23 protein-coding genes are annotated in these 23,716 nt (G+C 63.3%); 5 read left to right on the top strand and 18 right to left on the bottom strand.

Annotated elements, in window-relative coordinates:
• The 4 genes from EOA23_RS15305 to EOA23_RS15290 all read left to right on the top strand — a co-directional run.
• On the top strand, window positions 1–514 hold a 514-nt coding region (locus tag EOA23_RS15305), incomplete at its 5' end, for a 3-ketoacyl-ACP reductase (RefSeq protein WP_127304741.1).
• Window positions 515–520: 6 nt separating this feature from the next.
• Window positions 521–2,149, top strand: a complete 1,629-nt coding sequence (locus EOA23_RS15300; protein WP_127304740.1) for a choline dehydrogenase — start codon at window positions 521–523, stop codon at window positions 2,147–2,149.
• Between the two features lie 10 nt (window positions 2,150–2,159).
• Window positions 2,160–2,477, top strand: a complete 318-nt coding sequence (locus EOA23_RS15295; protein ID WP_127304739.1) for a Dabb family protein — start codon at window positions 2,160–2,162, stop codon at window positions 2,475–2,477.
• Window positions 2,478–2,570: 93 nt separating this feature from the next.
• Window positions 2,571–3,788 (top strand): MFS transporter, encoded by a 1,218-nt coding sequence (locus EOA23_RS15290; RefSeq protein ID WP_127304738.1) that lies wholly within the window; start codon window positions 2,571–2,573, stop codon window positions 3,786–3,788.
• Window positions 3,789–3,795: 7 nt separating this feature from the next.
• Here EOA23_RS15290 and EOA23_RS15285 read toward each other — a convergent pair whose 3' ends face one another.
• The 14 genes from EOA23_RS15285 to EOA23_RS15220 all read right to left on the bottom strand — a co-directional run bounded on the left by EOA23_RS15285 (window position 3,796) and on the right by EOA23_RS15220 (window position 18,984).
• Window positions 3,796–4,641 carry an EamA family transporter gene (locus EOA23_RS15285; RefSeq protein ID WP_127304737.1) on the bottom strand — a complete coding sequence of 282 codons (846 nt, stop codon included), beginning with the start codon at window positions 4,639–4,641 and terminating at the stop codon, window positions 3,796–3,798.
• 7 nt (window positions 4,642–4,648) lie between these two features.
• A complete protein-coding gene (locus EOA23_RS15280; RefSeq protein WP_127304736.1) occupies window positions 4,649–5,566 on the bottom strand; it encodes an endonuclease/exonuclease/phosphatase family protein in 918 nt (305 codons plus the stop codon).
• A gap of 105 nt (window positions 5,567–5,671) precedes the next feature.
• Window positions 5,672–7,222 (bottom strand): sodium:proton antiporter, encoded by a 1,551-nt coding sequence (locus tag EOA23_RS15275; RefSeq protein ID WP_127304735.1) that lies wholly within the window; start codon window positions 7,220–7,222, stop codon window positions 5,672–5,674.
• A gap of 145 nt (window positions 7,223–7,367) precedes the next feature.
• A complete protein-coding gene (locus EOA23_RS15270; protein WP_127304734.1) occupies window positions 7,368–8,432 on the bottom strand; it encodes an ABC transporter ATP-binding protein in 1,065 nt (354 codons plus the stop codon).
• A gap of 15 nt (window positions 8,433–8,447) precedes the next feature.
• Complete coding sequence (locus EOA23_RS15265; RefSeq protein WP_126059531.1) at window positions 8,448–9,239, bottom strand: ABC transporter permease; 792 nt, start codon at window positions 9,237–9,239, stop codon at window positions 8,448–8,450.
• Window positions 9,236–10,072 (bottom strand): ABC transporter permease subunit, encoded by an 837-nt coding sequence (locus EOA23_RS15260; protein ID WP_245474174.1) that lies wholly within the window; start codon window positions 10,070–10,072, stop codon window positions 9,236–9,238. The genes EOA23_RS15265 and EOA23_RS15260 overlap by 4 nt, the downstream gene beginning before the upstream one ends.
• Window positions 10,073–10,217: 145 nt before the next feature.
• Window positions 10,218–11,324, bottom strand: coding sequence for an ABC transporter substrate-binding protein (locus tag EOA23_RS15255; RefSeq protein WP_127304732.1), 1,107 nt, complete (start codon window positions 11,322–11,324; stop codon window positions 10,218–10,220).
• A 243-nt stretch (window positions 11,325–11,567) separates the two neighbouring features.
• Complete coding sequence (locus EOA23_RS15250) at window positions 11,568–12,740, bottom strand: iron-containing alcohol dehydrogenase (protein ID WP_126059528.1); 1,173 nt, start codon at window positions 12,738–12,740, stop codon at window positions 11,568–11,570.
• An 18-nt stretch (window positions 12,741–12,758) separates the two neighbouring features.
• Window positions 12,759–14,198, bottom strand: a complete 1,440-nt coding sequence (locus EOA23_RS15245) for an aldehyde dehydrogenase family protein (protein WP_127304731.1) — start codon at window positions 14,196–14,198, stop codon at window positions 12,759–12,761.
• A complete protein-coding gene (locus EOA23_RS15240) occupies window positions 14,176–14,592 on the bottom strand; it encodes a type II toxin-antitoxin system VapC family toxin (protein ID WP_127304730.1) in 417 nt (138 codons plus the stop codon). The genes EOA23_RS15245 and EOA23_RS15240 overlap by 23 nt, the downstream gene beginning before the upstream one ends.
• Entirely contained in the window at window positions 14,589–15,065 is a 477-nt protein-coding gene (locus EOA23_RS15235) for a hypothetical protein (protein WP_127304729.1), read from the bottom strand. Before EOA23_RS15235 ends, EOA23_RS15240 begins: the two co-directional genes overlap by 4 nt.
• Window positions 15,066–15,125: 60 nt before the next feature.
• Entirely contained in the window at window positions 15,126–16,496 is a 1,371-nt protein-coding gene (locus tag EOA23_RS15230; protein ID WP_127304728.1) for a glutamine synthetase family protein, read from the bottom strand.
• An 87-nt stretch (window positions 16,497–16,583) separates the two neighbouring features.
• A complete protein-coding gene (locus tag EOA23_RS15225; RefSeq protein WP_126059525.1) occupies window positions 16,584–18,146 on the bottom strand; it encodes an amino acid permease in 1,563 nt (520 codons plus the stop codon).
• Window positions 18,147–18,165: 19 nt separating this feature from the next.
• Window positions 18,166–18,984 (bottom strand): N-formylglutamate amidohydrolase, encoded by an 819-nt coding sequence (locus tag EOA23_RS15220; protein WP_127304727.1) that lies wholly within the window; start codon window positions 18,982–18,984, stop codon window positions 18,166–18,168.
• Between the two features lie 147 nt (window positions 18,985–19,131).
• Here EOA23_RS15220 and EOA23_RS15215 point away from each other — a divergent pair, with 147 nt between their 5' ends.
• Window positions 19,132–19,956, top strand: a complete 825-nt coding sequence (locus EOA23_RS15215) for a MurR/RpiR family transcriptional regulator (RefSeq protein WP_126059523.1) — start codon at window positions 19,132–19,134, stop codon at window positions 19,954–19,956.
• A 196-nt stretch (window positions 19,957–20,152) separates the two neighbouring features.
• On the opposite strand, the gene EOA23_RS15210 is transcribed toward EOA23_RS15215, so the two are convergent.
• The 4 genes from EOA23_RS15210 to EOA23_RS15195 are packed head-to-tail and all read right to left on the bottom strand — an operon-like array spanning window position 20,153 to window position 23,673.
• Window positions 20,153–20,563: a GtrA family protein gene (locus EOA23_RS15210; RefSeq protein ID WP_127304726.1), complete on the bottom strand. Its 411-nt coding sequence runs from the start codon at window positions 20,561–20,563 to the stop codon at window positions 20,153–20,155.
• A complete protein-coding gene (locus EOA23_RS15205; protein ID WP_127304725.1) occupies window positions 20,560–21,381 on the bottom strand; it encodes a ChbG/HpnK family deacetylase in 822 nt (273 codons plus the stop codon). Before EOA23_RS15205 ends, EOA23_RS15210 begins: the two co-directional genes overlap by 4 nt.
• Window positions 21,378–22,346, bottom strand: coding sequence for a glycosyltransferase family 2 protein (locus tag EOA23_RS15200; RefSeq protein ID WP_126059520.1), 969 nt, complete (start codon window positions 22,344–22,346; stop codon window positions 21,378–21,380). Before EOA23_RS15200 ends, EOA23_RS15205 begins: the two co-directional genes overlap by 4 nt.
• Window positions 22,339–23,673: a glycosyltransferase 87 family protein gene (locus EOA23_RS15195; protein WP_245474172.1), complete on the bottom strand. Its 1,335-nt coding sequence runs from the start codon at window positions 23,671–23,673 to the stop codon at window positions 22,339–22,341. The genes EOA23_RS15200 and EOA23_RS15195 overlap by 8 nt, the downstream gene beginning before the upstream one ends.
• Window positions 23,674–23,716 lie beyond the last annotated feature (43 nt).

Genomic DNA, 23,716 nt, shown 5'->3' with positions numbered 1-23,716 from the left:
CCTGGTCAACAATGCCGGCATCGGCGCCGTTGTCCGCGGCGACCTGCTGGAGCTGAAGCCCGAGAATTTCGACCGCGCGCTGGATATTAATTTGCGCGGGACGGTGTTCCTCAGCCAGGCCGTCGCCAAGGCTATACTGGCGACACCCGCAACCGCTGCCAGATCGATCATCACCATCACTTCGGTCAGCGCCAACATGGCTTCGCCGGAACGAGCCGACTACTGCATTTCCAAAGCCGGCCTTTCAATGTGGGTGAAGAATCTGGCTCTGCGGCTCGCGCCCGAGAACATCGGCGTGTTCGAGGTACGGCCGGGCATCATCCGCACCGATATGACCGCGGGCGTCTCCGCCAAATATGACGCGCTGATCGATGGCGGCCTGGTGCCGGCAAGACGCTGGGGCGAAGCCGCCGAAATCGGCGCCGTGGTGGCCGCGCTCGCCTCCGGCAAATTCGGCTTTTCGACCGGATCGGTCATCGATGTCGACGGCGCGCTCTCGGTGCCACGCTTGTGAGGAACAATGGCTGACTACATCATTGTTGGCGCCGGCCCGGCCGGCTGCGTTCTCGCCAACCGGCTGAGCGAGGATCCGGGCAATTCCGTTTTGCTCCTGGAAGCCGGCGGCAAGGACTGGCATCCGTTGATCCATATGCCGGCGGGCTTCGCCAAGATGACCAAGGGCATCGCCTCCTGGGGCTGGTCGACCGTGCCGCAGAAAAACATGAAGGACCGCGTCTTCTGGTACACGCAGGCCAAGGTCGTCGGCGGCGGCTCGTCGATCAACGCCCAGATCTACACGCGCGGCAACGCCCGCGACTACGACGCCTGGGAGAAGGAAGAGGGGCTCGCCGGCTGGGGCTATCGTGACGTGCTGCCCTATTTCAAGCGTGCCGAGAACAACCAGCGCTTCGCCAACGATTTTCATGGCGACCAGGGTCCGCTCGGCGTCTCCAATCCGATCTCGCCGCTGCCGATCTGCGAGGCCTATTTCCGCGCCGGACAGGAAATGGGCATACCCTTTAACCCGGACTTCAACGGCGCCAGCCAGGAAGGCGTCGGCTACTACCAGCTGACCCAAATGAATGCCCGGCGCTCATCGGCCTCCGTCGCCTATCTGAAGCCGATCCGCGCCCGCAGGAACCTGACGGTGCGGACGGACGTTCTCGTCACCCGCGTCGTCGTCGAGAAAGGCCGCGCCATCGGCGTCGAGATCGTCGACAGGCCAGGTGGCGAAAAGACCATCCTGCGCGCCGAACGCGAGGTGATCGTCTCGTCGGGTGCGATCGGCTCGCCCAAGCTCCTGATGCAGTCGGGCATCGGCCCGGCCGATCATCTGAAATCGGTCGGCGTCACGCCGGTGCATGACCTGCCCGGCGTCGGCTCCAACATGCAGGATCATCTCGATCTCTTCGTCATCGCCGAATGCACCGGCGACCACACCTATGACAATTATGCCAAGCTGCACCGCACCCTATGGGCCGGGCTGCAGTACCTCTTGCTCAAGAAGGGTCCGGTCGCCTCGAGCCTGTTTGAGACCGGCGGCTTCTGGTACGCCGACCCGACGGCCGCCTCGCCCGACATCCAGTTCCATCTCGGCCTCGGCTCCGGCATCGAGGCCGGCGTCGAGAAGCTGAGGAACCCGGGCGTGACGCTGAACTCCGCCTTCCTGCGTCCCCGCTCGCGCGGCACGGTGCGGCTGAAGAGCGCCGACCCGGCCGACCACCCGCTGATCGATCCGAACTACTGGTCCGACCCGTATGACCGCGACATGTCGATCAAGGGCCTCAGGCTGGCGCGCGAGATCATGCGGCAGAAGGCGCTACAGCCCTATGTGTTGCGCGAGGTGCTTCCGGGTCCGAACCTGCAGAGCGACGCAGACCTCTTCGATTATGCCTGCCGCACCTCCAAGACCGATCATCATCCTGTCGGCACCTGCCGCATGGGCCATGACGCGATGGCGGTCGTGACGCCCGATCTCAGGCTGCGCGGCATCGAGGGCTTGCGCGTCTGCGACGCCTCGGTGATGCCGCGAGTCCCCTCTTCCAACACCAATGCGCCGACCATCATGGTCGGCGAAAAGGGTGCCGACCTCATCCTAGGCCGCGAGCCGTTGCCGCCGGCCGTGTTCAATGGCAATCAGGCGGCTTGAGGAGAAAACGATGATCCGCCATTGCGTCTTTGTCCGCTTCCGCGAGGATATTCCCACGGCCGAGCGCGCGGCGATCCATGCCGATCTCGAAGCGCTGCGCGCCGTCATCGACGGCATGGGCAAGGTGCATTTCAGCGCCAATGTCAGCCCGGAGCCGTTCGCGCGCGGCTTCACGCATGGCTTCACCGTCGACTTCCGCGATGCCGCCGCCCGTGACGCCTATCTTGTGCACGAGGCGCATCAGCGCGCCGGCGCGCGCCTTGTCGCGGCCCTGCAAGGCGGCACCGAGGGGTTGATGGTCATCGATCTCGAGGTGACGCAAATGTGACCGCTCGCCGGCTTAAAACCGGCAGCTGTCCCGTTCTCTTTTGACCGCCGTGGAACATATCGCTCCTTTTGGGGACACAAAAGGAGCACCGCCTTGAACCTCACCAGCGAGCAGAAGAAAACCGTAGTCGCGTCCTTTCTGGGCTGGACGCTCGACGCATTTGATTTCTTCCTTCTGACTTTCCTGCTCACCGATATTGCCGCTGAATTCCAGACTGACGTCCCGGCCGTCTCCAAGGCGCTGTTCTTGACCTTGGCCACGCGCTTCATCGGTGCGTTCTTCTTCGGCATGCTTGCCGACAAATACGGCCGCAAGCCAATCCTGATGCTGAATATCGTCAGCTATTCAGTGATCGGCGCCTTGGCAGCGTTCTCGCCCAATCTCGGCATATTCCTTGCGCTGCGCGCCCTGTTCGGCATCGCGATGGGCGGCGAATGGGGCCTGGGCAGCTCACTTGCCATGGAGTCCATCCCACCTGGCGCGCGCGGTATGGTCTCGGGCATCCTGCAATGCGGCTATCCGGCCGGCTATTTGCTCGCCGCCGTTGCTTACGGGCTGCTCTACGGGCAGAGGATCGGCGACTTCACCATCGGGTGGCGCGCCATGTTCCTCCTGAGCTTCGTGCCGGCGCTGATCGTGCTGTTCATCCGTTCGCATGTGCCGGAATCGCCTGCTTTCGTCGAAGGCCGTTCGCAGGCACGGCCCGGTCTTCTCGAAACGCTGCGCAAGCACTGGGGTATCGCTCTCTATGCCGTGGTGCTGATGATGTTCTTCAACTTCTTCAGCCATGGCACGCAGGACCTCTACCCGACCTTCCTGAAGAAGCAGCACGGTTTCGACCCGCACACGGTGAGTTGGATCACCATCGTCGCCAATATCGGCGCCATTGTCGGCGGCTTGGCCTTCGGCGCGCTGTCGGAGAAGATCGGCCGCATCAACGCCATCACGCTGGCCTGCGTGATCGCCCTGCCGGCGATCCCGCTCTGGGCCTATACGACCACGCCTTTCATGCTGGCGATCGGCGCCTTCATCATGCAGGTGGCCGTGCAGGGCGCCTGGGGCGTCATCCCCGTGCATCTCAACGAATTGTCGCCGGGCTCCGTGCGGGCGACCCTGCCGGGTTTCATCTATCAGGCCGGCAATCTGGCTGCTTCCTATGGCGGCCCATACCAGGCCGGCATCGCCGAAGCGCCGGGAGGCAGCTACGGTTATGCGCTGGCGCTGTTTGCCGGCGTGGTTGCGGTCTGCATCATCGTCGTCATCCGCTTCAGCCCCGAGAAGCGCGGCCAGGTGATGACCGTGTTCGGGTGAATGGCAGTCAACCCATTCTCAGCGCGACGACACCGGCGACGATGCCGAGCGCGGCCGTGGCGCGCCAGGCCGTCATCTTCTCGCCCAGCGCCAGCACCGAGATCAGCATGGCGAACAGGATCGAGGTTTCGCGCAGCGACGCGACAGAGGCGATGGGCGCCTTGGTCATCGCCCACATGACGATCCAGTAGGCCGCGCCGCTGAGCACGCCGGTGAACAGTCCGGCTTTCCAGTCGCGAGCCAGCACCGGAAGCGATTGCGGTCCGCGAAAGGCAATGCACAGCACCAGCGCCCACGTCGCATCGCAGACGAACAGCCAGGCGGCATAGCTCGTCGCGGTCGCCGCCAGCCGCGCGCCGGTGCCGTCGGAAAGCGTGTAGCTGGCGATGAAGATCGACGTGCCGAGCGCGAAGCCGACGGCGCGCAGATTGAGCTTCTCCAGATGCGCGCCGCCGCGAAACGACATGACCAGCGTGCCGATCGACAACAGCACGATGCCGAGGATGGCAAGCGGCGCAGGCACCTCCCCGACCAGCACGATGCCGCCCAGCGCCGAAAGCAGCGGCGCGGTGCCGCGCGCCAGCGGATAGGTCTGGGCGAAATCGCCGGCTTTGTAGGCGCCGATCAGGAATGTCCGGTAGCCCATGTGGAAGAAAACCGAGGCGAGGATGAACGGCCAGACCTCGGCCTTCGGCACTTCGACGAAGGGCAGCACCACGAGCGCCGCGGCGCCCATGCCGAGCGTCATCAGCGTGATCGACAGGAAGCGGTCGAGATGCACCTTGACCAGCGCGTTCCAGATCGCGTGCATGGCAGCCGCCGAGAGCACAGCCAGGAAGACGAACAGCGTCATGCCCGCCTCATCTGCCCGCCAGACTTGAGCCGATGCCCGGCGTTTCCAGGTCGATTTCGATCCTCAGCGGAAAATGGTCGGATGCCACTTCGCCGACATCCGCCGTTATTGAACGGACGCGCCCGGCCAGCATGCCGCCGACGAAGCAATGGTCGAGCCGGCGTTTTGCCAGCCTGCCGTCGATGATCTTTTCATGCGTGTGGAAATCCGGTCCGGGCTCCCTTGCGACGGCGGCGGCATCGACGAACCCGTCGATATAAGCAGCGCTGGGATGGTAGGGCGTATTGCCGACGATGCGCCGGTATTCGGCGCTGCCCGGCTCCATGTTGAAATCGCCAAGCCAGATCGCCGCCTGGGGGTTTTCGGGGTCCGCCTGGCCGTTCGACCAGTTGCGCTGCGGCTCGTCGTCGGCGCCGCTCCAGGGGCCGCCATCGGATGGCGCTCGACGATGCTCGGCAGTGAGATAGTCGATCTGCTCCAGCCGCTCCTCGGCCGCAATATGCGCCAGATGGAGGGAAAGCACCCGCACCGGTCCGGCCGGCGTGCGGATCATGCATTCCAGCGCCGCGTTGCGGGTGTTGAGCGGTCTCAGCGTTCGGCGCATCGGCAGCGCATGCAGCCGCGACCAGACGATCGGCAGCTTCGACAGCACCATCGTGCCGAACTGCCGCCGGCGGTTGACGACGCGACCGTCGCGCTTGTCACTGGCGTCCATGTCGAAGGCGGGGCCGTAGGCCCAGTAATAGCCGGGCAACAGCCTGGACAGGATCTCGGGCTGGTCGTCCTCATTGGTGCGCAGCCAATGCCGCTCGACCTCCTGCAGCGCGATGATATCGGCGCCGTCCACCAGCCTGGCGGCGCGGGAGAGATCATAGCGCCCGTCGCTGCCATAGCCATACTGGATGTTGTAGCTGATCAGCTTCATTGATTAACCGGCTCACTTCTGAGGATCGCAGTAGCGTGCCACCTGTGGCGTTGCAATGTGCCGCGTAGGCAGGCGAATGATCCAGCCGACGGTCTGCGAGCCGCTCTAATTGGTCGTCAGCGGCTGGTAGCTTCCCGCAGGTGACGCCGCCAGTTCCGACCAGTCGATCTCTTCTTCCAGCCGGTGATAGGCCTCGTCCCCGATCGTGCCGTTGCGGCGCAATTCCTCCAGCGTGTCGCGCTGCCGGTTGATCGCATAAAGGCGCAGCCGGTCGTATTCGGTCGCCGCCTCAGCATTTTCCGGATTCTCCGCGATCTGACGCTGCGCTTCATATTGCTCGCGCACCACGGCAGCCGCGGCCGACGTCTTGCGGCTCAGCACGTCGAGCGCGGCCTGCATAATGGCGACGCGTGCCTGGGCGACTTCCCGGTCTATCGTCGTGTCGCGATCGAAGTTGAGCCAGCGCAGCAGCGGTTTCAGGGTGATGCCTTGCAGCACCAGCGTGCCGAGAACGACCGCGAAGGCGGCCAGCACGATCGGGTCGCGGCCGGGAAAACCGGCCGGCAGGGCAATGGCTGCAACCAACGTCACCAGCCCGCGCATGCCACACCAGCCGACAAGCACGGCGCCGCGAAACGTCGGCGCATCCCGCTTTCGGTCTTCGCTTTTGAAGCGGGACCGCCGCATGATCGCGACGTAACCCTGCACCCAGACGATGCGCGCCACGATGACGACGGCCAGCACCGTCGCGGCGAACAGAAAGGCTTCGCCTTGCCCGCCGCCGGAGAGCCGACCCACGATCGACCGCGCCTGCAAGCCCATCAGCACGAAGGCCAGCACGTTGAGCACGAACACCGCCGATTCCCAGACCGAATAGGTGCTGACGCGGCGCCTCGCCGAAATGTGGCGAGGCGCGGTGCGCGCTATGGTGATGGCATAGACGACGATGGTGATGATGGCCGAGAGGCCGAGCTTGTCGGCAATGATCCAGACCGCGAAGGTTCCGGCGAACTGCACCACGGTGCTGCTTGCCGCATCCTCGATACGCGTCAGCGCGAGCAGCGACACTCGGCCGAACACATAGCCGGCGACGACGCTGCCGACCGTTGCAAGCAGTATGACGGGCACCGCGTCCTTGAGCATGACCGAGCCGATGGCCGCCGAGACCGATATCCGGTAGATCAGCAGCGCGGTGGCATCGTTGAGCAGGCTCTCGCCTTGAAGGATGGCTGTGATGCGGTGCGGCACCTTGAACTGGCCGAGCACGGCGCTTGCCGCGACCGCGTCGGGTGGGGCGACGATGGCGCCGAGCGCGATCGCCGCAGCGATCGGAAGGCCGGCCATCTTCCAGCCTACGAAGGCAACCACCACGGTGGTGAACACGACGGCGCCGAGCGCCAGAAGCAGCAGCGACAGCCGATAGCGCTTCAGGTCGCGCAGCGAGGTGTCATAGGCGGCGTCGAGCAGCACCGGCGCGATGAACAGCGCCAGCGCCAGTTCCGGATCGATCTCGATCGTTGGTGCGCCCGGCACGAAGGCCAGCGCAACGCCTGCAAGCGCCAGCAGCGACGGATAGGGAACCTCGAGCCGGCGCGACAGCGCCGTCAGCGCGACGGCGATCAGAAGCAGGACAAGGGTGAGCTCAAACAGGGCCATGGTTCATCGTAGCGATGGAACCAGGCGTTTGGCACTGCAAAAATGAATGGTGAATAGTAAATGGTGAATGGTCATCATCGGAAGATTTCGAGCACGTAAAGTGCCGATCGCCATTCACCATTTACTATTCACCATTCACTCTTCCCTAATGCAGGACCAGCATATCGCCGGATGAAAACGAGATATCCGCCTTGTCGCCGACGACCGGCGGCGGCGTCGTGGAATTGTTGAAGGTGTCGAGCGACACCGTGTTGCCGCCGATGCCGACGCGCACGCGGATGACCGAGCCGAGGAAGTGCACTTCGGCGATCTCCCCCGACAGGCTGGCGTCATGGCCGGGCTGCCGGCCCAGCGAGATTGCTTCCGGCCGCAGCGCGAGCGACAGCGTGTCACCGGACTTGGAGCCGTTGAGCTTGCCTTTGAGCGAGACTTCCTGGCTGTTGACCTGCACCTTGCCCGAGGCGGCGTCCGTGACCTTGCCCTCCAGCACGTTGAGCGTGCCGACGAAATTGGCGACGAACTTGGTTGCCGGCCGGTTGTAGATCTCGAACGGCGTGCCGACCTGTTCGGCCCTGCCGCCATACATCACCGCGATGCGGTCTGAGATCGACAGCGCCTCTTCCTGGTCATGTGTGACGAAGATGGTGGTGATGCCGAGCTTCTTCTGGATCGAACGGATTTCCTCGCGCAGCGACACACGCACCTTGGCGTCGAGCGCCGACAGCGGCTCGTCGAGCAGCAGCAACTTCGGCTTCGGCGCGATGGCGCGGGCCAATGCGATGCGCTGCTGCTGGCCGCCTGAAAGCTGGTAGGGATAGCGGTCGGCCATCTGCGGCAGCTTGATCATGTCGAGCATCTCGGCGACGCGCTTGTCTGCGTCCGGCTTCGACATGCCGGCCACCTTCAGGCCGAAGGCGATGTTCTGCGCCACCGTCAGGTTCGGGAACAACGCATAGGCCTGGAACACCATGCCGACATTGCGCTGATTGGGCTTCAGCCTTGTGATGTCCTTGCCGCCGACGACGATCTTGCCAGCCGAGGGCTCCTCGAAGCCGGCGACCATGCGCAGCACCGTCGTCTTGCCGCAGCCGGACGGCCCGAGGAAGGAAACGAATTCGCCGGGTTCGACGTCGAGGCTGAAATCCTGCACCACGGTGTTGGCGCCGTAGGACTTTCGCACATGCTGGATGGACAGGAATGGCTCGGCCATGGCTTTTCTCTCAGCTCAATTCGGTCGGTTCGCCGATTTCGGCGCGAAACGGGACAGGATCTGGATCAGCGACATGCAGCCCCAGGTGATGGCGAAGGCGATGATGGCAAGTGCCGCCGGCTCGTAGGCGCGGTTGGCGCCGATGTTCTGCAGATACGGCCCGAACGCCGGCCGGTTGAGCAGGCTGGCCATCGTGAACTCGCCGATAACGATCGCGAAGGTCAGGAAGGCGCCCGACAGCACCGCGATCAGCACATTGGGCAGAATAACCCGTGTGATGATCGTGGTCCAGCCGGCGCCGAGGATCTGCGCCGCTTCGGTCAGCGTCCTGACATCGATGGTGCGCAGGCCCGTATCGACGGCGCGGTACATGTAAGGCAGCGCCAGCGTCGCATAGCCGATGACCAGCAGGGCGCTGGCGCCCAGATCGCTGGACAAGAATGGCAGCGGCGAGTTCGAGCCGTACATCCTGATGTAGCCGAAGACGATGACGATGGCCGGGATAACCAGCGGCAACAGCGTGATGAACTCCACGATCGGCCTGAGCTGCGGCAGGCGCAGCCGGATCCAGTAGGCCGCCGGCACCACGATCAGCACGCCGAGTATGATCGTGCAGATCGCCGCCACCACCGAATACAGGAAGGTCGCCTGAAAGCGTGGATCGCCGAGCACGACCTGATAGGCGTCGAAGGAATGGACACCGCGCCGCATGCGCATCGAAAACTCGAATGTCGCCAGCAGCGGAATGAAGAAATAGGCGGTGCCGATTGCGAAGACGACCCAGGCCCAGAACTTGCCCGACTTCATTTCAGCCACCTCTCGGAGCGGGTCCGGAACCAGATGTAGAAGACATTCGCCAGCCCGGTGATGACGATCATGCCGAAGGCGATCGCGTAGCCGAGCTGCGGGTTGTGCAGCACGTCGCCATTGATCTGCGAGTAGAGCTTGATCGGAACGATGTTGAGCGTCGGGCCGGTGAACGCATAGGCTGTCGCGATAGCGCCGAAAGCGTTGGCGAACAGAAGGATGACGGTGCCGAGGAAGCTCGGAAACAGCACCGGGATCACCACCATGCGCCAGTACTGCCACTGCGTTGCGCCGAGCGTGGCCGCGGCCTCGTTCCACTCCTTCTTCAAACCGTCGATCGCCGGCACGATGATCACGATCATCAGCGGGATTTGGAAGAACAAGTAAACGACGACGAGACCCGAGCTGGTCAGGAAGTTGAAGCCCATCGCGTAGATGTTCAGATTGAATATGTCGCGCAGCAGCACGGTCACGATGCCGACGCGGCCCAGCGTCGCGATGAAGGCGAAGGCCAGCGGCAAGCCGGCAAAATTCGAGGCGACGCCCGAGAAGGTCAGGGTCGCGGAACGGACCCAGCTGGGCAATCCACCGCGCACGATGGCAATCGCCAGCGCCAGCCCGGCGAACGCGCCGATGATGGCCGACCAGAAGCTGATCTTGATTGAAACCCAGTAGGAATTGCTGATGGAGGGATCGCTCACCAGTTGCAGGATGTTGTCGAGGGTGAATTGACCGTCGCCTGTCTGGAACGCGCCGATGACAAGATAGATCGTCGGTAGGATCAGGAACATCAGGACGAAGACGAAGAAGGGCGCGACACCCACCCACTGCATCGGAAAGCGAAATGCGGTCGCCGCGGCTGGCGGTAGCGGTTTGCTGGCAATCGACTGATTTGAAAGCGAGAGATCGGTCATGCGCCCGGCACCGTCTTCGAGAGAACGCCGGGCGGCCGCTTGGCCGCCCGGTGCATTTCAAGTCTTACTTGACGTTGGCGCCGACGGTGGCGTCCCAGTTCTTGCTGATGACTTCCTTGGCCTTGGCCTGCTCATCGAGCGTCGGGAACACGGCAGAGGCATAGGACTCGGCCGGCGGCAGCTTGGCCAGCACGTCCGCCGGGATCTTGCCGTTCTTGGCGAGATCGTTGAAGCGGATCGGATGGCAGTAGCCCTTCAGCCAGCCGATCTGGCCTTCGTCGGAGTAGAGATACTCCAGCCACAGCTTGGCGGCGTTCGGATGCGGCGCAAAGGCGCTGATCGCCTGCACGTAGACGCCGGCGACGACGCCAGTCTTCGGCACGATGACGTCGACGGGCGGGTTGCCCTTCAACGTGTCGCGGCCGGCAAGCGCGTTGTAATCCCAGGTGATAAGGATCGGCGTCTGGCCCTGGGCCAGCGTCGCGGACTTGCCGACGACCGGAACGAAATTGCCGGCGGCGTTGAGCTTCTTGAAGAAGTCGAGACCGGCGGTGCCGGCGGCTTCGCCAGCGGCCGCACCCGTCGAGAGGCCGGCGGCATAGACGCCCTGGATCGCTTGGTTCGAAGCACGCGGATCACCGGCGAGCGCGACCGTGTTGGCGAATTCCGGCTTCTGCAGGTCGGCCCAATCGGCTGGCGATTCCTTGACCAGATCCTTGTTCACCTCGAAAGAAAGCACGCCGTAGTAGTCGCCAGTCCAGGCGCCATCGGCGTCCTTGGCGCTATCCGGGATCGAGTCCCAGGTCGATACCTTGTAGGGCATCAGAAGGCCGTCTTTCTTGGCGGTCGGACCGAAGGACAGGCCGACGTCGATGACGTCAGGCGCCTGCGGGCCTTTATTGTCTTTGTTGGCCTTGATCGCCTCGACCTCGTCGCCCGAGCCGGCGTCCGGGTTGAGTTCGTTGATGGTGATTTCCGGATACTTAGCCTTGAAAGCGTCGATCACTGCCCCATAGCCGCACCAGTCATGCGGAAGCGCGATGACAGTGAGCTGGCCTTCCGCCTTCGCGGCCTTGACGAGATCGTCCAGCGAATCCGCGGACGAAATCATCGTCGACGCAAAGAGCGCCGCGGCCGAGAGGGAAAGCACTTTCCCCGTGAACTTGAACATGTGTTCTCTCCGTTGAACTGGCGCGGTTAAGCGCCTGCGATGCGGGTATCGTTTTCGTGTGACAGCCAGATGAAGGCTTTTTGAAACCGGAGCCCCACAGCGAAAAAAGTTAACTCTTTTTAACGGACTGTAGCAATTAGCCCGCGCTTAATTTTCCGGCTAATGGTTAGCTGCCTTGATTTTGCCCCTCCTCCCTTTCCTCGAGTGTTCCCTTATTCAAATCCTCGGCATCGAGGCCGGCTCTCAGACGGAGCCGGCGATGGCGTTTTCGAGCAGCGTCAGCGCTGCTTTCTTGGTGAGCTTCACGGGGTTGCCGCCGGCGGTCGGATCGACCACCGCCATGTCGGCGATCAGGGTCTTGCGCTTCTTATCCATGTCGAGCCCCTTGATCAGGCCGGGGAGCGCGTGCGGCACCTTGAGCTCCTTGCGCAGCTTGATGATGGCCTTGGCGAAGCCGTCGAAGCCGCCCTTGATGCCGCAATAGGCGGCGAGCCGTGCGATGCGCTCCTCGATCGCCTCGCGGTTGAAGGCCAGCACATAGGGCATGAACACCGCATTGGTCATGCCGTGATGGGTGTCGTAGAGCGCGCCGATCGGATGTGACAGCGAATGGATGGCCCCCAACCCCTTCTGGAAAGCGGTGGCGCCCATGGCCGCCGCGCTCATCATATGGGCGCGCGCGACCAGATCCTTGCCGTTGGCGAAGGCCTTCGGCAGGTTCTCGAACACCAGTCGGATGCCTTCCACAGCGATGCCGTCAGCCATCGGATGATAGCCCGGCGCGCAATAGGCCTCCAGGCAGTGCGCCAGCGCGTCCATGCCGGTGCCGGCGGTGATGAAGGGCGGCATGCCGACCGACAGTTCCGGATCGGCAATGACGATCGCCGGCAGAAGCTTCGGATGGAAGATGACCTTCTTGGTGTGGGTCTCCTCATTGGTGATGACGCCGGCGCGGCCGACCTCGGATCCCGTGCCCGCCGTGGTCGGCACCGCGATGATCGGCGCAATCACGTCCGAATTGGCCCGGGTCCACCAGTCGCCGACATCCTCGAAATCCCAAACGGGCCGTGTCTGCCCGGCCTGGAAGGCGATGAGCTTGCCGAGGTCGAGCGCGGAGCCGCCGCCGAAGGCGATGACGCCGTCATGCTTGCCCTTCTTGAACACCGCGATGCCGGCGGTGAGATTGGACTCGACCGGGTTGGGCCTCACCTCCGAGAAGACGCCGTACGGGATCTTGGCATCGTCGAGGATCTTCAGCGTCGAGGCGACGACGGGCAGCTTCGCAAGGCCCGGATCGGTGACGAAGAGCGGCCGCTTGATGCCTGTCGCATTGAGCACATCGGGCAATTCCTTGATGCGCCCGGCGCCGAAGCGGACGGTGGTAGGGTAGTTCCATTTGGAGATCAGCTTGGACATTTTTTGTCTTTCGAAAGGTCAGATCGCTTCGCGCAGGTGATAGGATTTCGGCCGGGTCAGATTGTCGTAGCCGATGGCCGAGAGCGCCGCGCCCTTGCCGGTGTCCTTGACGCCGGTCCAGACCAGCGCCGGGTCGAGATAGTCGCAGCGGTTCATGAACACGGTGCCGGTCTCGACGCGGTCGCCGATGGCGATCGCGCGCTCGGTGTCGCGTGTCCAGATCGAGGCGGTCAGCCCATAGGGGCTGTCGTTCATCAGCGCGATCGCCTCCTCGTCGTTGCGCACCTTCATGATGCCGACGATCGGCCCAAAACTTTCCTCGCGCATGACGCTCATCTGGTGGTCGACTTCTGTCAGCACTTCCGGCGCCAGATAGGGCGAGCCCGCCCTGTCGTTCTCGACCTTCATGTTGATATGCGCGGTCGCGCCTTTGCGTAGCGCCTCGGCCTTCTGCTCGCGGATCAGGTCGGCGAAGCGCGCCTGCGCCATCGGGCCCATCGTGGTCGCCTGTTCCAGCGGATTGCCGACGACATAGTTCTTCGTCTCGGCGACGAAACCTTCGACGAACTCGTCATAGACCTTCTCGTGCACATAGACGCGCTCGATGCCGCAACAGCACTGGCCGGAATTGTAGAAGGCGCCGTCGACAAGATTGGCGACCGCATGGTCCAGCTTGGCGTCGGGCAGCACATAGGCCGGGTCCTTGCCGCCGAGCTCGAGGCCGAGCGTCATGAAGGTGCCGGCCGCCGCCGTCTCGATGGCGCGGCCGCCGCCGACCGATCCGGTGAAGTTGACATGGTCGATCTTGCCGGAGCCGAGCAGCTTCTCGGTCTGGGCATGGTTCATGACGAGGTTCTGGAACAGCCCCTTGGGCAGCCCCGCTCTGTCGAAAGCCTGCTGGAAGCGTTCGCCGACGAGCAACGTCTGCGCCGCGTGCTTGAGGATGACGGCGCTGCCGGCCATCAGCGCCGGCACGATGGTGTTGACGGCCGTGAGATAGGGATAGTTCCAAGGCGCGATCACCAGCACGACGCCGAGCGGCACCTTCTTCACATAGCGCCGAAAACCCTCCTTCGGATTGGAAGCCATGACCGGCTTGAGTGCCTGTTCAGCGATCTCGACCATGTAGTTGGTGCGTTCCTTGACGCCGCCGAACTCACCGCCATAGCGCACCGGCCGCCCCATCTGCCAGGCGATTTCGGGCACGATCTCGTCGGTCATGGCGACCAGCGCCTCGAGCATCGCCAGCATGTATTTGCCGCGCTCGACGACCGGCGTCTCGGCCCATTTCTCCTGCGCCGCCCTGGCGCGCTCGACCGCCGCGTTGATCGCCTGGTCGCTCGCGACCGGCCGCTCGGCATAGATCGAGCCGTCGATGGGTGATTTCAGTTTTGCGGTTTCCAAGAAGACGTCTCCAGCTATCGAAAGGTAGGCATCAGCAGGCAAGGGCACGAACATGCCCCACCCTTGCATAATCCAGTATCGACTGATCGCGCGTCACGAGCGTCAAATCGAACGCCCGCGCGGTGGCAATCAATATCCGATCCGCAGGATCGCCGTTCAGCGATCCGGGCAGGAAAGATGATTCAATCAATAGTTCCGGCGAAAGAGCCTCGACCCTGATGCCCGGCGTGGCGATCACTTCCCCAAAAATGCTTGCCGGCGACTTTGCGGCCGCCAGTCGGCCCTTGGCGCTCAGCAGTCCCAATTCCCAAGCCGAAATGGGGGAAACCCGGATTTTCTCGTCAGCGGCCCCTGCGGTATTGATGGCAATCCTGGCTTCCGGCCTGATCGGTTCGTTCAACGCAATCCATATGATCGCGCAAGTGTCGAGCAGCAGCCTGTGTGTCACGGCAGTGCGTCCGGCTCCAAAGCCGGTTTGGTGTAATCATACCCCTGGCGAAGCGTAACCTTGCCTGTCCATATGCCGAAGAGCGGATGATCCACATCCCCTGGCGCATGTGATGGCTTCCCTTCCTGCGGATGTTCGTAGCTTGCCTGCGTCGATTCCGCCATTCCCGGGCGGCCCTTGTCCGCAGTGGCCATATTCGGCTTTCGATAGCCCTCGGGCCATCCCTCCAGATTGAAGTCCACCCGTTCGTTCGCGAGATCGATGCGAGACGCCCGATAATTTGCGCGCAGCCAGGCGCGCGCCTGGCTGTGGCCGCTCGGGCTGTTCGCCCACCATTCCTCGCGCTGTCGCGCCGACGGCGGCAAGCTGCCACCTATTATTTGCTCGATCTCGTCGAAGCTCATCGACAAATGTCCTTGGCCCGAGAACAGCAGATGCTCGAACAGCGGATGATATTTGGTTCCTTCGGTCATCTCATGAATCTAGTTCGGTTCACATTTTCGGTCAAGTTAGCCATAGTATATTACTATCTTCTAGTACCTCTCGAATCCTCTGTGCAGTTCCCAATCCGTAATGCGGCGGTCGTATTCGAATTGCTCCCAGCGGGCGGTGTGCACATAGTGCTCGATCACCTCCTCGCCGAAGGCCTGCTTCAGCATCTTCGACTTGGCCAGCGTCTCGGTCGCGTCGCGCAGCGTCTTCGGGATCTCAGGCAGGCGCGACGCCTGGTAGGCGTCGCCAACGAAAGGCTTCTGCAGCTCCAGCTTCTCGTCGATGCCGGCGAGGCCCGACGCGATCAGCGCCGCGAAGGCGAGATAGGGATTGAGGTCGGCGCCGCCGATGCGGCATTCCATGCGGATGCCTTTGGTGCCCTCGCCGCAGAGCCGGAAGCCGGCGGTGCGGTTGTCCTCGCTCCACATGATCTTGGTCGGCGCGAAGGTGCCGGCCTGGAAGCGCTTGTAGGAGTTGATGTAGGGCGCCAGGAACCAGGTGAACTCCTTGGCGTATTTGAGCTGGCCGGCCGCCCATTGCTGGCCGAGGCTCGACAGCGTCCACTCGGCCTTCTTGTCGAAGAATAGCGGCGTCTTGCCGTCAGCGCTCCACAGCGAATTGTGGATGTGGCTGGAATTGCCGGCGAGCCCGTAATTGTACTTGGCCATGAAGGAGATGGCCTTGCCTTCGGAATCGGCGATCTCCTTGGCGCCGTTCTTCAGGATGACGTGGCGGTCGGCCATCTCGAGCGCCTCGGCATAGCGCACATTGATCTCTTCCTGGCCGGGGCCCCACTCGCCCTTGGAGTTCTCGATCGGGATGCCGGCGGCCTCCATCTCGTTGCGAAGCCGGCGCATGACGCCTTCTTCCTTGCTGGTGATGCCGATCTGGTAGTCGCCGATATAGGGCGAAGCGCTGTCGAGCCCCTGCCAGTGCTTCTTGCGGGCGGTCTCGTAAGTTTCGCTGAACAGGTAGAATTCGAGCTCCGAGGCGAAATAGCCGATATAGCCGCGCTCCTGCAGGCGCTTGACCTGCTTCTTCAAGATCGCGCGGGGCGAGTGCCCGAGATCCTCATGCGTGTGATGGTCGAGCACGTCGCAGATGACCAGCGCCGTCTTCTCCAGCCACGGAATGCGCCGCAGCGTCGACAGGTCCGGCTTCATGACGAAGTCGCCATAGCCCTTCGACCAGCTCGCCGCCTTGTAGCCCGGCACCGGCTCCATATCGATGTCGCAGGCGAGCAGATAGTTGCAGCCATGCGTCTCGCCATGCGCGGAATCGACGAAATACTGAGCCAGGAAGCGTTTTCCCGAGAGCCGGCCCTGCATATCGACGATGCAGGCCAGCACCGTGTCGATCTCGCCGTCCGAGACCGCCTTCTTCAACTGATCGAACGAGAAATTCCCGGCCATTCCTTTGGCGCTCCAGTGCTGTCGATTTGAAAGGGAAAAAACGAGACCATGGCCGGCACTGCGCCGGCCATGGTCATGAAGCGAAGGTCAGTTGCCGGTCTCGCCGACCGCCTGCTCGGCCGCCTTGATCGCCGCCTGGCGCGCCGCGATCTGCTCACCGATCGGCGGACCCTGGAAGCGGCGGTTCTCGAAGCCGAACCAGAGCACGGCGGTCAAGATGATGAAGCCGATGGTGATGTAGAGCACCTTGTCGTTTGGCGGTTGAACCGCGATGTAGAAGATGATCGCCATGCCGACGACCGACAGGATGCAAAACAGCTTGAAGAGGCCACCGCCGAGGTTCCACGGGCCGGGTTTTGGCCATTTCGCCGTCCCGAAGGCGAGCATGCCGAGCACGATCGGAATAGTGAACGACAGGAACAGGAAGACCAGCGTCGAATTGACGACGATGGTGTAGATGTTCGTGCCGCCGATCGAGATGAACTGGGCAAGGAAGACGTAGATGATTTCGAGGATCGCCGCGGTCCAGATCGCGTTCACCGGCGTGCGCCAGCTTGGGCTGACCTTGGCGAGCCCGGCCGACCCGACCGGCATGCCGCCGTCACGCGAGAAGGCGAACAGCATGCGCGAGGCCGAGGTCACCGTGGCGAGGCCGCAGAGGAATTGCGAGATCAGGATTGCCAGATAGAGAAGCTCCTTGAGCCATACGGGCAGGATCGCGTCCATGGTCGAGAAGAAGACGCTCCAGCCCTGCTTGGCGCCGGCAGCCAGGTCCGGGATCGCCAAAGTGATCGCGCAGACCATCGCCCAACCGATAAGCGACGACCAAAGCACCGACGAAATGATTGCCCTTGGCACGGAATGCGCTGCCTTCAGCGTTTCTTCCGAAGTATGCGCCGACGCGTCATAGCCAGTGATGGTGTAGACCGGCAGCAGCAGGCAGAGCAGGAAGAGATAGGTCATGGAATCCGACTGCGGGAAAACCCCGCCGCCCGCGTCGCCCGAGTAGTTGGTGAACGTCCAGAGCCTGGTAACGTCGATTGCCGGGGCAAACACCAGGCAGGCGACGATCAGCACCGCCGTTGCGCCAAGGATCAGGAAGCCGGAAGCGTCGGTCAGCATGGCGGTCAGCTTGATGCCGAAATGATTGCAGAGCGCCTGGATGACCGTGATGATGGCGACAAATCCGACGACCTCGCCTGCCGTGCCGGTCAGCCCGAACCAGCTACCGAACGTTCCGACGAAGAAGAAGGCGGTGCCGATGTTGATGGCGCCCAGCACGGTGATCAGGCCGAGCAGGTTGAGCCAGGCGGTGAGCCAGCCGGTGAACCGGTTGCCGAGGATAGAGGCCCAATGATAGAGGCCGCCCGCTGTCGGGAACGCCGAGGCGATCTGCGCCATGGCGAGGGCGAAGAACCCGGAAACGGCACAGCCGACGATCCAGCCTATGCCCGCGCCGGCGCCGCCTATCGAAGACGTCGCCTGGGCGAAGGAGTTGATGCCGCCTGAAAGGATGCAGATGATCGAGAAAGAGATCGCGAAGTTCGAGAAGCGGCTCATGCTTCGCGACAATTCCTGGGCATAGCCCATTCCGTGGAGGACCTTTAAGTCCTCGTGCTTGTCGTGTTCCGTATAGTCTTGCGCTGACATTTTAGTCCCCTGTTGGTTCTTAGCTGGCCGACTGTACTGACTTTCCCATTGCGCGTTGTCGGGAGCCCCTGGCCTCCTCGGGCTCCAGATTCGAGAATATGCCTGTGAGCAGATCCGCCCATTTCCGCTGCCCGGTCTCGCCGGCGATTTCGTCGTTGCGGATTTCGATCATCGCGCAGGCAAGGCCGCGCGAGCGCGCATGCCGCTCCAGCGTGAAGTAGACGCGGTCGGCTGGCGAATAGGGTTCGTTGACGCCGACGGTGACGCCCGAAAGCCGCTGCAGCGCCGATATCAGCGGCGCCGCCAGCCTGCGGTCGTCATCATGGATGATGCCGATATGCCAGGGCCGGCTCTTGCCCTTGTAGACCGGCGTGAAGGAGTGCACCGAGACCAGCCGCGTCTCCTGTCCACGCGTCAGCCGCCGGTCGACGATCCCGGAGATGGCGTCATGAAACGGGCGCCAGGCAAGGTCGACCCGCGCGGCGCGCTGCTTATCGGACAGGCCGGAATTTCCCGGAATGACTGTCGTCTCGCTGACCGGCGGCACGAGGTCGGGCGCGTCGAGCGGCCGGTTGCAGTCGATGACGAGGCGCGACACACGGGTCTCGACCAAAGTGGCGTCGAGCGCCTCGGCCATGCGGCTGGCGACGGGCAGCGCGCCGGGATCCCAGGCGATGTGGCGGGAAAGGTCTTCAAGGGGCAGCCCCAGCGTGCCGAATTCGGCGGGCAGGAAGTTCGAGGCGTGGTCGCAGGTGAAGACGAAGGGGCTCGAGCCGTCAAGGTTGGTCACCCTTACGGTCTCCGACGGTGCAAGGCTGGCGGGCCGTGCTTTCTCCATACTGCCGTCCCCTCGGGAGCGATGTATCTTATGTTACGTATTTTGCCTCATTGCGTCCCGATGAATGATTTCATACAGTTTGGCCGGCTTTGTCAAACGCGAATTCGGGAAAACGGCGGCGGCGGGGTCAACGGGTGGGGGAAAACCATGATTTCCAGCATTGCCGAACTGATCTCCGACCGCATCGGCGCGATGCCGGCCGGCGAGCGCCGCGCCGCCCAGACGCTGATTGCCAACTATCCTTTGACCGGGCTGAAGACCGTCGCCGAATTCTCGGCCGCGGCCGGCGTCTCCTCGCCGACGATCCTGCGTTTCGTCGCCAGGCTGGGTTTCCAGAACTACCCCGAATTCCAGTCGGCATTGCAGGATGAGCTGGCCGCGCAATTGCAGTCGCCTGCCTCGCGCACGCTCAATCCGGGCTCGGCCGGCGGCGCCGTCTCGCCGATGCTGGAGGCGACGCTCGACAATTTGCGCGAGACTTTCCGCCACCTCACCGACAAACAGCTGGCCGACATCGCGGCGCGGCTTGCCGAGCGGCGCGGCAAGACCTTCCTCATCGGCGGCCGCTTCACCGATCCGCTGGCGCGCTACATGGCCGCCCATCTCGCCATCATCCAGCCGGATGTCTATCACCTCGCCGGCCAGGAGAGCATCTGGCGCGACCGCCTGATCGACATGGGCAAGCGCGACGTCCTGGTGATCTTCGACATCCGGCGCTACCAGGAAAGCCTCGTCCGCTTCGCCGAAAAGGCGCATCACCGCGGCGTGCAGATCATCCTCTTTACCGACCAATGGCTGTCGCCGATCGCCCGCTTCGCCCGCCATGTGATCGCCGGACGCACTGCCGTGCCTTCGGCCTGGGATTCGTCCGCCGCTCTGTTCGTGGTCGCCGAAACCCTGATCGGCGCCGTGACGAGGCAATTGGAAGCCGCCGGCGCCAAGCGCATCCGCGATCTGGAGAGCTTGCGCTAGCGCGTCGGGCCTGAACGGCCTCAGTGCTTCAGCTTGTTGTTTCTATGCATGTCGTGGTCCAAAACCGCTACGCACTTTTGGGCGACATGCATTAGGCCTTCACGAAAGTGCGGCAGGGATCGGAACCGCGTCGGCGCGAGCAGATTGTGGATCAGGTCCTGATATCGAGCCGGCCGAATAACGAAACTGCCTCGGCTTATCTCAACAGCCGGCCCTCGATCGACCAGCGCGCCGCCAAAAAGTTCACCACGGCCGCCACCGCGACGCCGATGATCTTGGCCGGCCACACGCCGATGGCTCCTGCCAGCGCCGCGATCGAGAGACTGGAAACACCAAGCGAAATCAGTGCGCCCAGCGAGACGAAGCGCAGGAAGGAATGGTGCAGTTGGATGTCCGGGTCCCGCTCGAACGACCAGAACCGGTTCGCCACGAAGGAAAAGAGGACCGCCACGAACCAGGCGCCGACATTGGCGGCCAAAGCCGGCGCCGCGAGCTTGAGCAGCAGGTAGAATGCGCTGAGGTCGATGCCGGTGTTGACCAGTCCGACAAGAGCGAAGCGGACGATCTTGTTGCCGGTCGAACGCTGCGGCTGGCCGGCATTGCTCATGCGCCGCCATCCATGACGCGGGTTCCGGCCTTGTCGAGGGTGGCGCCGAGATCCTGCGAGGAAAGGAACGCGTACTCAACCTCGCGCACGGCCTGCATCGGGTCTCGCGCGCGCAAAATGTCATCGACATGGCCCGGATGGCACATGAACACCCCTTGTTCGGGCAAGGTCTTGATCGCGGCGCGCAGCGTTGAAGCGAACCTCTCCGGCTGCCGCCAATCATAGATCCCGGAAAGCGGCGTCAAGACGCTAAAGCCGGCCCGGCGCATCGCTCCGTTGAACCCTGCGGCCAGAGCGGCGACCGCCGCGATCTTCGCCGCCGCAGCATCCATGCCCGCAAGTCCCGGCGCCCCTCGCAGGGCCGGCTTGTGCGCGCTTGCCCCGAACCGCGCGAGCAGCCAATTCCGCACCACGGGAAGAAAATGCACATGCTGGTGTCCGTCGATATAGTCGGGCGGGCCGTCGAGCGCTTCGACGAAGCGGTCGTACTGGGCGTCGAGCTCGGCATGAACGTCCGGCTCGTCGATACGCCCGCGCCGCACCGGCAGCGCGAGGGACGCGAGCCCGGGAAGCTTCCCTTTCGGCGCCAGGCTGGACTGGCCAGTCGCGGCGGCCTGATCGGTGAGGGTCAGATGCAGCCCGACGGCAGCCCGACGGCGGAACGGCCGGATGCGCGCCGCCGCCTCTTCCCATTCGGGAAAACCGGTCATACATCCTGTTCCGGTCAGGCGGCCACGCTCGATCAGGTCGAGGATCGCGCTCGAGACTCCCGGCGCCAGCCCGTAATCGTCGGCGATCAGGCGGACCAACCTGGTCATCTGTCGGGAGCAACCTGCTCGGCGGCATTGCCATGCAGCACGTCGCGCACGATGTAGACGGGCCGGTCCTTGCTTTCGCTGAGCGTGACCCAGACATATTCGCCGATCAGGCCGAGCAGCGCCAGGTTGAGGCCGCCCAGCAACACGACGGCGACCATGATGCTTGGATAGCCGGGCACGGCGATGCCGTAAAACAGCACCTCGAAGAGCACTTTCACGCCATAGGCGAGACCGGCAAATGCCGCCAGCAATCCGATAAGGCTGATGATGCGCAGCGGGATCACGGAAAACGAGGTGAACCCCTCGAGCGAGAACGCGATCAGGTTGAACCGGCTCCATTTCGATGTGCCGCTGGCGCGGCTTTCCGGCGAATAAAGCACCGCCTTCTGGCGAAAGCCCGCCCAGGCGAACAGGCCCTTGTTGAAACGACGCTTGTCGCGCACGCTGGTCAGGGCCCGCGCCACGGCGCCGCGCATGACGCGGAAGTCCCCGGCATTTTCGGGGATATCGAAGCGCTGGCTGCTGTTGATCAGCTTGTAGAAAAGCCGCGCCAGCTGGCTGCGCCGCCAACTGCCCTCCCGCCGGTCGTTCTGCGCAAAGACGACATCGATCTCCGGGTTGTCGACCAGCTCGCCGATCATTTTCAGGCTGATGTCCATGGAATGTTGCAGGTCGGAGTCCATGATCAGGACCATGTCGGCGCGGGAATGGTCGAGCCCGGCGAGCACCGCGGCTTCCTTGCCGAAATTGCGGCTGAGCCGCACGATCTCCCAGGAACCGGACAGCGCCGCCGCGAATGTTTCGGCGCTGCCGTCATGGCTGCCGTCATCGACGAGGATCTTGCGCACCGTCATGCCGAAGCGCTCCGCCACGGCCGCCTCGAGTCTGTCGAGCAGCCCGACGAAGGCAATCGCGGATTCGGCCTCATTGAAGAACGGCGCGATGACGTCGAGCCTCTCAGCCATGCGCGACGGCTCCCGCGGCTGGCGCCTTCTGTCTGTCTTGCGTCCAGAGCCAGCCGATGAGCACGCAGGCAATTATGCTGACGCTGAGCGGTCGGAACCACAGATGGAAAAGGTCGTGCAGTCGCAGATCGACACTGGTCAGCCCCGTGACCAAGAGGAGCGTTGCCAGGAACCAGCGTATGGCACCGGCTCCCTTTTCCCGCCAAAGCAAGGCGATGGAGAGACCGGCGGGCACTGCCACCATGGCATAGGTGTTCTGCTCGACACGCGGATTGAAGACGCACATGTAGAATGCCGCGGCGAGGAAGATGGCGAGTCCGCTGAGGTTGGAGTCCAGCCTGCGATCGAACTGGAGCACCAGCCAAAGTGTAAGCAAACCGGCGACGACGCGCACGATCGTCGCCACGGATTCAGGGATCGGCATCCCAAACCGCGTGAAAGGCGCCGTGAAGTCCGCCGGGACGAAGGGCCCGGTCGGGTCGACCGTCATCGAAGTCAGCAGCCGGAAGAAATCGTGATATTGCGCGTTGATATAGTCGGTCGACGCAAAGCCATAGGGGATGACGAGCACGACGAGGACTGCCAGCGCCAGCGCCGGTATCAGCCTGGGACGCAGCGCTCCCGCCAGCAGCAGCATGATGATCGCGGTCGGCTTGGCGACGATCGCAAACATGGCCCAGAAGAAGCATTCGGCGCGGCGCCCCTCGAGTGCCGAAAGCGTCAGAAACCAGCAGGCCCCGGTAAGCAGGATCGTCGCCTGGCCATTGCGAAGCGCTGCCAGCGAAACCGGCAGGGCGAGGAAGAGACCGAAAGACAGGAGCCATGTCTGCTCCTCGCCGCCCACCTTGCGGACCTGGCGCATCGCGGCAAAGGTCAGCACCCCGAAGCCCAGCATGTGCCACAAAACATTGCCCAGATACGGCCCGAACTTCAGCAGCGGAACATAGAGGACGGCGAAGGCGGGAGCATATAGGTACCCCATGGCGACTTCGACCTGATACAGCGGTTCTCCGGCGAGAAAAGCTTCACTGCCGTGTCTATAGATATGGACCACGGAACGCGCGTCGGGCGACCACAGCGCCAGGCCAAGCACAATCAGAAACGCCCCGACCCAAAGCCAAAACCCCAAACGGTCGAAAACCGGCTTGGTTACCATCATAGCGCACCCCGCATTCCGACCAGAACGGCTTTCCCATCGCCGTTTGGCCTCAAGCGCCGGCCAGATATCACATCGAAATGAAATAGAACATCCGAGCGTGACCGTTGCCAGCGCGTGGCAACGGAAGGCGAAACAGCGGCGGTTTTCCGCCGCTCTCTTGCCGATCACAGCTTTGTGTTCAAATCGGCGCCCGGCAGCTCAGGGCCTGATG

The sequence above is a fragment of the Mesorhizobium sp. M2A.F.Ca.ET.042.01.1.1 genome (assembly GCF_003997405.1).
Classification (GTDB): domain Bacteria; phylum Pseudomonadota; class Alphaproteobacteria; order Rhizobiales; family Rhizobiaceae; genus Mesorhizobium.
This window is presented reverse-complemented; position numbering and strand designations above follow the sequence as displayed.